The following is a 13208-nucleotide window of genomic DNA, read 5'->3' on the forward strand; positions in this document are numbered from 1 at the left end:
AGTTACAGCGCGGGATCAGCGCCTTCGTCTTCTTCATCCTGTTCTTCAGACAGAACAGCCCAAACGTCGTGCTCGTTTGCGTGTATTACTTCTGCCCATACACGGTCGCCCGGTTTTACGTCATAAACGCCGTTTAAATGTACTAAGCCGTCAACTTCTGGTGCATCTGCATATGTTCGACCTACTGCGCCTTCTGCATCGACACTATCGATGACAACTTGATATTCGTTGCCAATTCTAGCTTGTAGACGAGCCGAGCTGATTTCACCCTGTACTTCCATAAAGCGCGCAAGGCGGGCTTGTTTTATATCTTCTGGTACTGGGTCAGGTAGGTCGTTTGCTCTTGCCCCGTCAACAGGTGAGTAAGCGAACGCGCCAACACGGTCTAGTTGAGCTTCACGAAGGAAATCCAATAGTTCTTCAAACTCTTCTTCCGTTTCCCCAGGGAAACCTACAATAAATGTCGAGCGGATTACCAGTGATGGACATTGTTCACGCCATTTTTTAACACGCTCAAGTACGCGTTCAGCACTGCCAGGACGTTTCATTAATTTGAGTATGCGTTTGTTGGCGTGTTGAAACGGAATATCCAAGTACGGAAGAATTTTACCTTCGTTCATTAAGGGAATAAGGTCATCTACATGTGGATAAGGGTAAACTAGTGTAAGCGTACCCAAATACCCATTTCGCCCAGTTTTTCACACAACTGCTGCATGTGTGCTTTAACCGGCATGCCGTTCCAGAACCCTGTTCTATGCTTAACATCAACGCCATAAGCACTGGTGTCTTGTGAAATAACCAATAGTTCTTTAACACCGGCATCTTTCAAACGCTTAGCTTCATCAAGCACATTACCGACAGGGCGGCTGACGAGGTCGCCACGCATAGAAGGAATTATGCAGAATGTGCATCGGTGGTTGCAGCCTTCTGAAATCTTTAAATAGGCATAGTGACGAGGCGTTAATTTAACGCCGTGATCAGGAATGAGATCTTCAAACGGATTGTGCTCAGGTTTGGGAAGATGCTCGTGCACCTGTTCCACTACCGTTTCATAAGCATGGGGGCCGGTGATAGCCAATACATTAGGGTGAAGCTCTCTGATTTCGTCTTCTTTAACGCCTAAGCACCCAGTTACAATTACTTTACCGTTTTCTTTGAGTGCTTCGCCTATGGTATCTAGCGACTCTTCAACAGCAGCATCGATAAATCCACAGGTATTAACGATAACTAAGTCTGCATCATTATAGGTAGGCACCACATCATAACCTTCGGTGCGAAGTTGAGTAAGAATACGCTCTGAATCAACCAAGTTCTTAGGGCAACCTAAGCTAACAAAACCAATTCTGCTGCCATTGCTTTGCTGCGAAGGTTTGTTATCACTTAATACCTTCACCGGCGTTTCAAGCGTCGTGGTTTTATTTACTACTTTATTTGGATTAAACGTTTCTACTGTCATCTAAAATATCACCTAGAAAATGACTGAGCTTAAAATGGCCGCGGATTATACAGCAAAACCCACCTATGCGCAGTATATATAACTCTGCTAGGCGGTATAAGCTTTAAAGGGACCGCTAATATAGACCAGTGATTGCTTTTCACAGGCGATTATAACCCTGATAAAAATAAACTTCACGAGCCAACCATATATGGCAAGGTTTAAAAATAAGGTGCTCATCCCCACTTAACTCTTTCTTGAAAAGAAACTACGTTTACCGCATGCCATTACCTAACAGGTTTTGCGAGTTCAGGGCTTCAAAAATATAAGAGAATACATGCTGAAATTACCGCTAACTTTTTACGATGAGTCAGGGCGAATTCTTCCTCCTCGCTGGTTCTATAGCTTATGTATTCTCTTATGCATAGACTGGCTCGCGTTTGTTTTTTCACTTGCTTCTCGTACGCAAACTAACGAACTTCTTGCGTTTTTTTACCCGCAAAAAGAATCGTTGGGATTGGGTTTGGCGGCAAGCCTACCAGTTTTAATTGCTTTATCTTTGGTAAGTCAACGAGATCGCTTGTGGAAAAAAGGGTATCTAGCTTGGCGACGCTTTGTTATCCCGTTAGCACAATTAGGCGTATTAGCGTTGTTGAGTGTTCAGCTTTATTACACCATGCACCATCACTGGGGGTTTGAATATATTACGGGCGTAAAAATTGTTTTTTACAGCATAGCCTTGTATGCAATTTCAAAAAGTCGTCATTTAAAGTGGATGGTAGAGGATTGGCAGACCCCCGATCCTTGAAAACATTTTTAAGGGCGTAACATCCGCACTCAGTTTTGTTAGCTTTCAACTGAGTGCGAAACCTGTGATTGCATTAGTGGCTGCGTAAGTGGTTGCCCAATGCTTGTTCATAGTAAGCCTGAACACTGATTTGACTATCGTTAACTAAACGCTCATAGCAGATACCTGCTAACGCATAGGTATTTTCACCAACTTTAAGGAATACTGCAGGAGCTTTTGGATTTGACTGATCGTAAATCCAATCACCATCTAGCTGTGCTTTTAATATCTCGCCAATATAGGCGCCAAAGATGTTGCAGATTGTAAACACTGCTTCGTCTTCTAATGCTAAATCGTGATATTTATCAACGAAGCTAAGTAAAATGTCATCTACCAGTGCTACGCTAGCAGGTGAGTGGTCGAGGACAATTTCGAACTCATCAGCTGCAGTAACCACAGCGTCCTTCGCGCAATCTGCCATTAATTTATTGAGTTCATCAGGTGACATTTTGTTCTCCTTCTCACCAGTACTTTTATTACACCAAGTTAGCGCTGAAAAAGCTCTCAAGACAAGGTGTTATACATTTTCGACTATTGTGCGTAAGTTATCGGCTAAAGTCTATTTTTGTCCAGTTAATCTATTAATTACGCTTGCTGCGGCGAACATGCCAAATGTGGCCGTTACTGTAACAACAGCACCAAAACCGCCTGCACAGTCAAGCCGTGTGCCGCCTTCCATCGCTGATTTATTGTAGCAAACCGACCCGTCTGGCTGTGGATAGCGCAGTTGCTCTGTAGAATATATACATTCAACCCCAAAGCGGCGCTTGGGGTTTTTACTAAAATTATAGTTACGTCGAAGTTCGCTGCGAAGCTTAGCGGCAAGTGGATCTTGCGTTGTTTTAGCTAAATCGCCTTTTGTAACTTGCGTTGGATCTATCTGACCGCCAGCGCCGCCAACGGTAACAATGGGAATTTTACTGCGTTTGCAGTGAGCTATCATCGAAGCTTTAGCTCGAATACTGTCAGTGGCATCGACCACCGCGTGCATTTCTTTGGTGAGCAATGTGGTTGTATTTTCAGGCGTCACGAAATCCTCAACACAGTTCACGTTGCAAGCTGGATTTATTAACTTGATTCGAGCTGCAATTGCGTCGACCTTTGCGTCTCCGATGGTGTTTGAGAGCGCATGTATTTGCCGGTTGGTGTTGGTTACGCAAACATCGTCCAAATCAATCAGGGTAATATTGCCAATGCCCGAACGTGCCAGTGCTTCAGCTGTCCAACTTCCAACACCGCCAATGCCGACTACGGCCACATGACTATTGGCTAAATTATTGGTTTGTTGTGCACCGTACAAACGCACAATACCGCCTAAACGAGGGTCATCAGACATGCTTCACTTCACTTAAAAATAAACTAACACAAAGGCGTGTGCTTACGTAAAAACGCTCAAACACGCTAGTAGGGCGCGCATCATCTCAAAAGTGAATACTAAAGATCAATACACTCCAGTTTTTTCGAATAATAAATCCGATTTTAAGCGACATACGTTCAACTCATTACATGTTTCAATACATCCATTAGGTAATTGAGTATAGAGAAGGAGCAGGCACATGGGCTTACTTGTTGATGGAAAGTGGCAAGATAAATGGTATGACACCAATAAAAACGGTGGCAAATTCGAACGTCAGGCATCTAAGTTCCGTGACACGATTAGCAAAAGTGAAGACGCAAGCTTCCCAGCTGAGTCAGGCCGCTATCATCTATACGTTTCGTTAGCCTGCCCATGGGCGCACAGAGCGCTTATATTTAGAAAGCTCAAGGGACTGGAGACCCATATTGATGTTTCTGTAGTTCACCCAGAAATGCTCAATCAAGGTTGGGAATTTAAAGATTATCCAGGGGCGACGGGTGATAAGCTTTATAATTTTGACTATGCGCATCAAATTTACACAAAGGCAAAGCCTGAGATAACCACTCGCGTAACGGTTCCAATCCTGTGGGATAAGCAAGCTGAAACTATCGTCAATAATGAATCAGCCGAGATCATTCGCATTTTCAACAGCGGATTTAACGCACTCACTGATAATAATGATGATTATTACCCTGAAGCCCTGCGTGAGGAAATCAATATTATTAATAACATGGTATATCACGATATAAACAACGGGGTGTATAAAGCGGGGTTTGCTACAACACAAGAGGCCTACGAAGAGGCAGTGAATGCTTTGTTCCATGCTTTAAATATGGTTGAGGAAAGGTTGGGCAAACAACGCTATTTGGTTGGCAATCAAATCACCGAAGCCGACTGGCGTTTATTTACGACGCTGATCCGCTTCGATGCTGTCTATCACGGGCACTTCAAATGTAATAGGAAGCAAATTGCAGACTATCCCAATATCTACGGTTATATGAAAGAGCTTTATCAAGTACCAGGTGTTGCCGATACGGTGAATTTTGATCATATTAAAAGACACTATTACTTCAGTCATACCATGATAAACCCAACGCAAGTTATCCCGACAGGGCCCGAACAAGACCTTATGTCGGCCCACGGCCGCGAAAGTATCGAGTAATGTTGTATTGCAGCAGGAATGTAAATTTGTAGTAGTACCAGGTAAGCCGAACGAGACCCTGTGGGTCAAATCTGGCCCTTTTGTGATGCATTCTCAGCAAAAGACTATGGAGGCGTTTAATGATTATCAAGGTGGTAGGCTAGCAAAGCAGTAAGGCGTTTCCGTTTATCATTAAAATGCTAAGGTTGATATTGTTTACTTATTTGTCATGGCCTTTAAGGGGCAACACAACCGATGAATTTTGAAAGTATTGGTGAAAAACACGTGCTATCACTTTTAGATTTTGAGCTTAAAAACAAAGCCTATTTCGAAAAGTCGATAGCGCCGAGGGACGAAGATTTTTACTCTTTGGCAGGTGTTGGCAACCACATTAGCGAGTTAGTTTACTTACAAAGGCAAAATAAAGCGTTCTGCTATGTTGTTATTAATGACACTCAAGATAAGAACATAGTAGCCCGTGCTAACCTTAAAAATATTGCAGGCAAAACAGGGGAAATTGGCTATCGAGTTGCAGAAGGAGTAAGCGGCAAAGGCATTGCTTCTCGTTGCGTTAGACGTTTAGTAGAGCAAGCTAAAAATATCGGTTTGTCTACTCTAACCTCAGAAGTAATGGACAACAATCCAGCGTCTGAAAAAGTACTCGTTAAAAACGGTTTTAAACCGACGCTTTGCTTTTCAAAGAAATATCGTCATAAGGGTAAGCTTTTAAACAGCACCTACTTTACGTTAGAACATCTAAACTGATGTTAAACAGATTCGGCTTTTTCACAAAATGAAATAGTAATTCATTTCCCCTGATGATTTAATATAAAGATGTTTACACACATATTTTCTTCTCTCTTACTATTCAAACAGCCATGTGTGCGTCTGAATAGTAAAAGACGGTGAAGTAATTATAAATAGTTAAAACACAGGGAATTTTGATCTAAATGGCAACCCCAATTACCTGCTTTAAAGCATACGATATTCGTGGCGAATTAAACTCACAGCTAACAGAAGCGATAGCGTACCGAATTGGTTATGCTTTCGCTCAAGAGCTAAATGCGAAAACTGTTGTAGTTGGTAGTGATGTACGCCTTACGTCAACACCATTAAAACTAGCGTTAAGCGCAGGTATTATCGACGCTGGTGCAACAGTAACTGATATCGGCATGGCAGGAACAGAAGAAATTTACTTTGCGACCAAACACCTTGGTGTTGACGGCGGTATTGAAATAACTGCAAGCCACAATCCCATTAATTACAACGGTATGAAGCTGGTTAAGGCTGGTTCGATTCCTATTAGTGGAGACACTGGTTTAAACGCGATTAAAGCGAAAGCGGAAGCCTTAGAAGACGATTATGTAGCAGAGCGATTAGCACATTACACTGAGAGAGCCACAATTGACGCTGACGCGTTTTTTAACGGTACAGCTCATGTAAAAGAAGAGAATTTGGTTAAAACCGATAAATATGCTGTTAAGTCGTGCATGTCTGACTATGTTTCTCACATGTTGTCTTATGTAAATTTAAATAATTTTACGCCGCTTAAAGTTGTGGTAAATGCAGGAAACGGTGCAGCAGGCCCAGCACTCGATGCAATAGAAAAAGAGATGAAAGTGCAGGGTGTACCAATTGAATTTATAAAAGTACATCACAATGCGGATGGTACTTTTCCAAATGGTATACCTAATCCACTGTTACCTGAAAATCGTGCAGACACCGCTGACGCAGTTAAATCATCACGTGCTGATTTTGGTATTGCCTGGGATGGTGATTTCGACCGCTGTTTCTTGTTTGATGCAGACGGTGAATTTATTGAAGGGTATTACATTGTTGGCTTGCTTGCTGAAGCCTTTATCGAGAAAAATACCGACAGCAAAATTATTTATGACCCACGAGTATACTGGAACACAGAAGATATCGTAGCAAATGCCGGCGGTACACCTATCAAATCCAAAACAGGTCATGCGTTTATTAAAGAGCGTATGCGTAAAGAAGACGCTGTTTACGGCGGAGAAATGAGTGCGCATCACTACTTTAGAGATTTTGCCTACTGTGATTCGGGAATGATTCCTTGGCTATTAATTGCTGAATTGGTATGTGTGAAAAAACAAACACTAGCAAGTATGGTAAAAGAACGTATTCAGGCGTTCCCCTCGTCAGGTGAAATTAACAGTAAACTCAAAGATGCTGACGCGGCACTTGAACGAGTTACTAGCAAGTATCAACCTCTCGCTAGCGTTATCGACACAACTGACGGGTTAGGATTAGAATTCGACACATGGCGCTTTAATTTACGTAAATCGAACACTGAGCCGGTTATACGTTTAAACGTAGAGAGCAAGGGCGACATAGCCTTGATGGAACAGAAAACAGAAGAGCTACTTTCGCTCATTCGTTCTGAATAGCGAATACTATTCGTTGTAAAAGACGAAAATGAGTAATAGTGAAGGCGATAATTTAATATTATCGCCTTTTTTATTAATATTTATTAGTATCAATAAGTTGCCTGGTTACGCATAACCAATCTCGAGTGTGTTTGGGCCATTTTTTCGCGATAAAGTGCTTATCCTATGCTAAGGAGTAGCGTTTTAAGGTGCGTTTAAAGAGTGCTGAGTTTAACAAAAACCAATACAAGCTCTACTCTACACAAGTAAATAAATCATCCAAGCGTGACAAATAACGACAATGCTGGTTAACCCCATTCGCAGGCTTATGTAACTTACAATCTGCTCTTTAGGAAGGCTAAGGATGAACTTGTCGTAAATAAGTACGGCGACGTAGCTTAATGATAAGACACCAAACACCTTCACATCGTGTGAGAATACTAAGCACAGCCACCCAACAATAGTTGGCAACATAGCGATGAGCATTTGCTTATCATAACGCTGGTTACTGACTGAGTCCCACCAATGAATACCGCCAAAGAAAGACAGTAGCACAGCAGAATATTGAACAAAATAAACCGCACTTTGTGTTAGTGATAAAAGGTTGAGTTGATAAGCCAATGGCATAGCAACAAAAGGAATGAGACCAGCAATACCTAGAAATACCGCAGAATAGGGCATGGGTGTTCCTTAAATATAAATTGTGTAAACAAAAATAGCGCCATGAAGGCGCTATTTTTACTATTAAACGTAGCTCTTAGTTCAGTATTACCTGACTTACTACTTAATTGGCGTGTACTTACGCTGGTTATGGCCAGTGTAAAGCTGACGAGGACGACCGATTTTTTGTTTAGGGTCGCTCATCATTTCATGCCAGTGTGAAATCCAGCCTACTGTACGAGATAGGGCAAAGATACACGTAAACATGTTAGTTGGAATACCAATCGCTTTAAGTACGATACCTGAGTAGAAATCAACGTTCGGGAACAGTTTCTTCTCGGCGAAGTACGGGTCACTTAACGCAATTTTTTCAAGTTCCATTGCTACTTCTAGTAGTGGATCTTTAACGTTAAGTTCGCTTAGTACTTCGTGACAGCTTTCACGCATTACAGTGGCACGAGGATCGTGGTTTTTGTATACGCGGTGACCGAAGCCCATAAGACGGAACGGGTCGTTCTTATCTTTAGCACGTGCGATAAACTCTGGAATGCGGTCCACAGTACCGATTTCTTCAAGCATATTCAGACATGCTTCGTTGGCGCCACCGTGAGCAGGGCCCCAAAGTGATGCAACACCAGCAGAAATACATGCGTATGGGTTTGCACCAGAAGAACCAGCAAGACGAACGGTAGACGTTGACGCATTTTGCTCATGGTCAGCATGAAGCGTAAAGATACGGTCCATCGCACGCTCAACAGCTGGGCTAATTTGATATTCTTCTGCTGGAACAGAGAACATCATGTTTAGGAAGTTAGCTGCGTAGCTTAGGTCGTTACGTGGGTAAACGAATGGTTGGCCAATGTTGTACTTGTAGCACATAGCAACAAGCGTTGGCATTTTAGCGATTAGACGGTGTGCGCTGCGTTTGCGCTGCTCTTCGTTAGAAACGTCTAAATCACTATGATAGAACGAAGACATAGCGCCAACGGTACCGCAAAGCATTGCCATAGGGTGCGCGTCGTTGCGGAAACCATGGAAGAACATATTAATTTGTTCATGTACCATGGTGTGACGAGTAATCGTGTCTTTGAATTCTTCGTACTGTTCTTTTGTTGGTGCATCACCGTGAAGAAGCATGTGACAAACTTCTAGATAGTCTGCATCACGCGCTAATTCTTCGATAGGGAAACCGCGGTGTAGTAATACACCTTGAGCGCCATCAATGTAGGTAATTGAAGACTCGCAAGATCCTGTCGCCATAAAACCTGGGTCGTACGTGAAATAACCGTGTTGGCCTAACGTACGGACGTCGATTACATCTTGTCCTTCGGTGCCAGACAAGATAGGAAGCTCGATTTCCTTACCGCCGGCTTTAAGAATGGCTTTCTGATCTGCCATAAAATGCTCTCCTCAGAATGGTTCTGTTTGCAGCGAAAACGGACGAAAATGTCCGCTTCGTTGGGAAAAGTGGGCGTATTTGTACTTTATTATGCACCCCCAAGTCAATTTAATTGCATATTTGCACAATAAATATTCCAAATTGCTTAAAAAAATAATAGCAATCAGATAACTATTAATTAACGTGGCTGGAATTCACTTTGCCCGATACAGTTCAATTATCAATGGCTTTTCGACAAAGGTAAACCACCGAACGATAAATATATTATCAGTTAAGATTAAAAAGTAACCTTTTAGTGTGGATTAAATGCGCGAATAGATTAAAAGTGCTTAATTTCTCGTTGATATGCATAGTTATTCCAATTAGCTGCTGGTAAACTTTAAACACTGTCAAAGCGCCCATTTTAAGGTGTTGCGTACAATTTTGATCTATTTTTAATGAAAAATAATTACCTCAAAAGTGTATATAAAGACTAAAGTCTTACTACGGCACAAAAAATTGTAATTATATACTACGCTGGATATACTCAGCGGTGCTCTGAGAATGGAATAATTATTCTGTTACAGGCATTAAAGAATAATTCACAAATTGTTAACAACTCATGGAGTGAGGCAATTAACAGGTTAAAAATCGAATTCACTTACCCAGGACATAATAAGGTAAGAAATTCATTATCCCCTACGGATTAAACAGGCATACATTGTGAAAAAGCAAAGACCAGTAAATTTAGAACTCAATACTATTAAATTTCCGCCTTCTGCTATTTCGTCAATTCTCCACCGTGTAACCGGTGTTGCAATGTTCTTCGCGCTACTTTTTGTTATTTGGGCATGGGCAGTTTCTGTTCACTCGCCTGAAGGTTTTGCGGACGTACAAGCAATAATGGACGGTTTCCTTGGAAAATTTGTCGCAATTGGCACAGCTTCAGCGCTGACATATCACATTCTAGGAGGCCTAAGACACGTTGTTATGGATTTAGGTCACTGGGAAGAATTAGAGTCGGGCAATACAAGTGCAAAAGCAGTTATCGCACTTTGGGTTGTACTGACCGTAGTATTGGGAGTTGCAATATGGTAACCAACCAAGCAAGCATTAAGCGTGACGGCGTACAAGACTACGTGTCACTTCGCGCTACCGCAGCAATTATTTTCGCGTACTCGGTTTTCATGGCGTGGTTCTTTATCACCACCGATAACCTAACATTTATCGAATGGCGAGGGTTGTTCTCTGGCTTAGCTATGAAAGTTTTCACATTGGCAACGCTAATAGCAGTGATGATCCATGTGCGCATCGGCCTTTGGCAGGTGCTGACAGACTATGTTAAATCAGCAGGTCTGCGCGCAGGACTACAATATATTTTAAATATCATCGCGTTCGGCTATGTAGCTGTTGGCCTATTCGTACTGTGGGGAGTGTAAAATGAGTTTACCCGTTCACGAGTTTGATGCAGTTGTAATTGGTGCTGGCGGTGCAGGTATGCGCGCGGCACTACAGATTTCAGAATCTGGCAAATCATGCGCACTGCTTTCAAAAGTATTTCCAACCCGTTCTCACACTGTGTCTGCACAGGGTGGTATTACCGTAGCGCTAGGTAATTCACACGAAGACAACTGGGAATGGCACATGTATGACACCGTTAAGGGGTCTGATTACATCGGTGACCAAGACGCTATCGAGTACATGTGTAAAACTGGTCCAGAAGCTATTATCGAAATGGAGAACATGGGTTTACCATTTTCTCGTTTTGAAAACGGCAAGATTTACCAACGTCCTTTCGGCGGTCAGTCAAGAAACTTTGGCGGCGAGCAGGGCGCTCGTACGGCAGCTGCAGCAGACCGTACAGGCCATGCACTACTTCACCTTCTTTACCAACAGAACGTAAAGAACAAAACCAAAGTATTCTCTGAGTGGTATGCACTAGACCTAGTGAAAAACCAAGACGGTGACGTTGTAGGTTGTACAGCAATTGACATCGAAACTGGCGAAGTAGTTTACTTCAAGTCTCGTGCCGTTGTTCTTGCAACTGGTGGTGCGGGTCGTATCTATGCTTCAACGACAAACGCGCACATCAATACCGGTGACGGTGTTGGTATGGCACTACGTGCAGGCGTTGCGGTTCAAGACATGGAAATGTGGCAGTTCCACCCAACGGGTATTGCTGGCGCAGGTACATTGGTAACGGAAGGTTGTCGTGGTGAAGGTGGTTACCTTTTAAATAAAGACGGCGAACGCTTCATGGAACGTTATGCACCTAACGCGAAAGACCTTGCAGGTCGTGACGTTGTTGCACGTTCAATGATGACTGAAATTCGTGAAGGTCGTGGTTGTGAAGGCCCGTGGGGTACACACATTAAGCTTAAGCTTGACCACCTAGGTAAAGACGTTCTTGAATCTCGTCTGCCAGGTATTCTTGAATTATCGCGTACATTCGCACACGTTGACCCAGTTAAAGAGCCAATTCCAGTAATTCCTACTTGTCACTATATGATGGGTGGTATTCCTACAAACGTTGATGGCCAGTGCCTAACGGTTGATGAAAATGGTAACGACAAAGTAGTAAATGGCCTATTTGCTTGTGGTGAGATTGCCTGTGTATCAGTACACGGTGCGAACCGTCTTGGCGGTAACTCTCTACTTGACCTTGTTGTATTCGGTCGTGCGACTGGTTTACACCTTGGTAAGACATTATCTGACATGGCACCAACACGCGACGCGTCTGAGTCTGACCTAGAAGCCTCGATGACACGTTTCAATCGTTGGGAAAATTCAGAGAAAGGAAAGGGCGAAGACCCAGTTCAAATTAAGAAAGACTTGCAAGAATGCATGCAGCTTAACTTCTCAGTATTCCGTGAAGGTGAAGCCATGGCGGAAGGTCTTAAGGAACTTAGCGAAATTCGCGAGCGTCTTAAGCATGCACGCCTTGACGACAAGAGTTCAGACTTTAACACTCAACGTATTGAATGTTTAGAGCTTGATAACCTAATGGAAACCGCGTACAGCACAGCAGTAGCAGCGAACTTCAGAACGGAAAGCCGTGGCGCACACAGCCGCTTCGACTTCCCGGACCGTGACGATGACAACTGGTTATGCCACAGCATCTACGATCCGAACACTGATAAAATGCTTAAACGTGAAGTGAATATGGCGCCTAAGCTTAGGGAAGCATTCCCGCCTAAAGTGCGTTCATATTAAGAGAGGCAACGATCATGCAATTAACTTTTTCGATTTATCGTTACAACCCTGAAGTAGATGCGAAGCCTCGCATGCAAGACTACACTCTAGAAGTAGAGGAAGGTCAGGACATGATGGTGCTAGACGCGCTACTTGCACTTAAAGAGCAGGATCCGACGCTTTCTTTCCGTCGCTCTTGCCGCGAAGGTGTATGTGGTTCAGACGGTGTAAACATGAACGGCAAAAATGGCCTAGCGTGTATTACTCCGCTTTCTGCTTTGGGCAAAGGTAAAATAGTAGTTCGTCCACTTCCAGGTCTACCTGTAGTACGTGACCTTGTTGTTGACATGACTCAGTTCTATACTCAATATGAAAAGATTAAGCCATTCTTAATCAATGACAGCAAACAGCCGCCAGCGCGTGAGCATCTTCAGTCACCTGAAGAGCGTGCCAAGCTAGATGGTTTGTATGAGTGTATTCTGTGTGCATGTTGTTCAACATCGTGCCCATCTTTTTGGTGGAACCCAGACAAGTTTATCGGTCCGGCAGGTCTGCTACACGCATATCGCTTCTTGATTGATAGCCGTGACACTGCTACCGAAGAGCGTCTTAACGAGCTTGATGATGCATTCAGCGTATTCCGCTGTCATGGAATCATGAACTGTGTAAGCGTGTGTCCTAAAGGATTGAACCCGACAAAAGCAATAGGCCATATAAAGTCTATGCTTTTACAACGGGCTGTTTAGTACTATAGTCTGATAACTTTTATAGTTATAGATACGATACGCTAAATAGCCATCCCTAAAGG

At 43.1% G+C, this 13208-nt stretch carries 13 protein-coding genes and 1 pseudogene; 9 read left to right on the plus strand and 5 right to left on the minus strand.

Translation table 11 applies throughout. The features are described from left to right. Window positions 1-2: 2 nt before the first annotated feature. Window positions 3-1456: pseudogene (rimO, locus tag KL866_RS14910) on the minus strand (30S ribosomal protein S12 methylthiotransferase RimO). Between the two features lie 316 nt (window positions 1457-1772). On the opposite strand from rimO, the gene KL866_RS14915 reads away from it, so the two are divergent. Next, window positions 1773-2243, plus strand: a complete 471-nt coding sequence (locus KL866_RS14915) for a DUF2919 family protein (RefSeq protein WP_025255194.1) — start codon at window positions 1773-1775, stop codon at window positions 2241-2243. A gap of 73 nt (window positions 2244-2316) precedes the next feature. On the opposite strand, the gene KL866_RS14920 is transcribed toward KL866_RS14915, so the two are convergent. Continuing rightward, on the minus strand, window positions 2317-2730 hold the full coding sequence (locus KL866_RS14920) for a hypothetical protein (RefSeq protein ID WP_025255195.1): 414 nt from the start codon (window positions 2728-2730) through the stop codon (window positions 2317-2319). A 111-nt stretch (window positions 2731-2841) separates the two neighbouring features. Beyond that, entirely contained in the window at window positions 2842-3618 is a 777-nt protein-coding gene (gene tcdA / locus KL866_RS14925; RefSeq protein WP_025255196.1) for a tRNA cyclic N6-threonylcarbamoyladenosine(37) synthase TcdA, read from the minus strand. A 220-nt stretch (window positions 3619-3838) separates the two neighbouring features. On the opposite strand from tcdA, the gene KL866_RS14930 reads away from it, so the two are divergent. From KL866_RS14930 to KL866_RS14945, 4 genes are all read left to right on the plus strand, one after another. Further along, on the plus strand, window positions 3839-4801 hold the full coding sequence (locus KL866_RS14930) for a glutathione S-transferase family protein (protein ID WP_214995763.1): 963 nt from the start codon (window positions 3839-3841) through the stop codon (window positions 4799-4801). 7 nt (window positions 4802-4808) lie between these two features. Beyond that, the gene (locus KL866_RS14935) at window positions 4809-4955 is read left to right on the plus strand and encodes a pirin-like C-terminal cupin domain-containing protein (RefSeq protein ID WP_081765835.1); all 147 of its coding nucleotides are present in this window, start codon (window positions 4809-4811) and stop codon (window positions 4953-4955) included. 80 nt (window positions 4956-5035) lie between these two features. After that, window positions 5036-5545 carry a GNAT family N-acetyltransferase gene (locus tag KL866_RS14940; protein ID WP_214995765.1) on the plus strand — a complete coding sequence of 170 codons (510 nt, stop codon included), beginning with the start codon at window positions 5036-5038 and terminating at the stop codon, window positions 5543-5545. Between the two features lie 185 nt (window positions 5546-5730). Next, window positions 5731-7191: a phosphomannomutase CpsG gene (locus tag KL866_RS14945; protein ID WP_214995767.1), complete on the plus strand. Its 1461-nt coding sequence runs from the start codon at window positions 5731-5733 to the stop codon at window positions 7189-7191. 237 nt (window positions 7192-7428) lie between these two features. Here the strand turns inward: KL866_RS14945 and KL866_RS14950 are convergent, their stop codons facing one another. Together KL866_RS14950 and KL866_RS14955 are read right to left on the minus strand one after the other, a co-directional pair. Continuing rightward, window positions 7429-7851 carry a DUF3429 domain-containing protein gene (locus tag KL866_RS14950; protein ID WP_025255200.1) on the minus strand — a complete coding sequence of 141 codons (423 nt, stop codon included), beginning with the start codon at window positions 7849-7851 and terminating at the stop codon, window positions 7429-7431. Between the two features lie 99 nt (window positions 7852-7950). After that, the gene (locus KL866_RS14955) at window positions 7951-9228 is read right to left on the minus strand and encodes a citrate synthase (RefSeq protein ID WP_025255201.1); all 1278 of its coding nucleotides are present in this window, start codon (window positions 9226-9228) and stop codon (window positions 7951-7953) included. Window positions 9229-9931: 703 nt separating this feature from the next. Between KL866_RS14955 and sdhC the strand changes: the two genes are divergently transcribed. Genes sdhC through KL866_RS14975 form a run of 4 tightly spaced genes read left to right on the plus strand, consistent with a single transcriptional unit; the run spans window position 9932 to window position 13146 of the window. Beyond that, entirely contained in the window at window positions 9932-10306 is a 375-nt protein-coding gene (gene sdhC / locus KL866_RS14960; RefSeq protein ID WP_214995769.1) for a succinate dehydrogenase, cytochrome b556 subunit, read from the plus strand. Continuing rightward, the gene (sdhD, locus tag KL866_RS14965; protein WP_025255203.1) at window positions 10300-10647 is read left to right on the plus strand and encodes a succinate dehydrogenase, hydrophobic membrane anchor protein; all 348 of its coding nucleotides are present in this window, start codon (window positions 10300-10302) and stop codon (window positions 10645-10647) included. Before sdhC ends, sdhD begins: the two co-directional genes overlap by 7 nt. Before the next feature lies 1 nt (window position 10648). Beyond that, window positions 10649-12421, plus strand: a complete 1773-nt coding sequence (sdhA, locus tag KL866_RS14970) for a succinate dehydrogenase flavoprotein subunit (RefSeq protein ID WP_025255204.1) — start codon at window positions 10649-10651, stop codon at window positions 12419-12421. Between the two features lie 14 nt (window positions 12422-12435). Further along, window positions 12436-13146 (plus strand): succinate dehydrogenase iron-sulfur subunit, encoded by a 711-nt coding sequence (locus KL866_RS14975; RefSeq protein WP_025255205.1) that lies wholly within the window; start codon window positions 12436-12438, stop codon window positions 13144-13146. Window positions 13147-13208: the final 62 nt, after the last annotated feature.

Source organism: Alteromonas sp. ALT199 (genome assembly GCF_018619335.1).
Classification (GTDB): domain Bacteria; phylum Pseudomonadota; class Gammaproteobacteria; order Enterobacterales; family Alteromonadaceae; genus Alteromonas.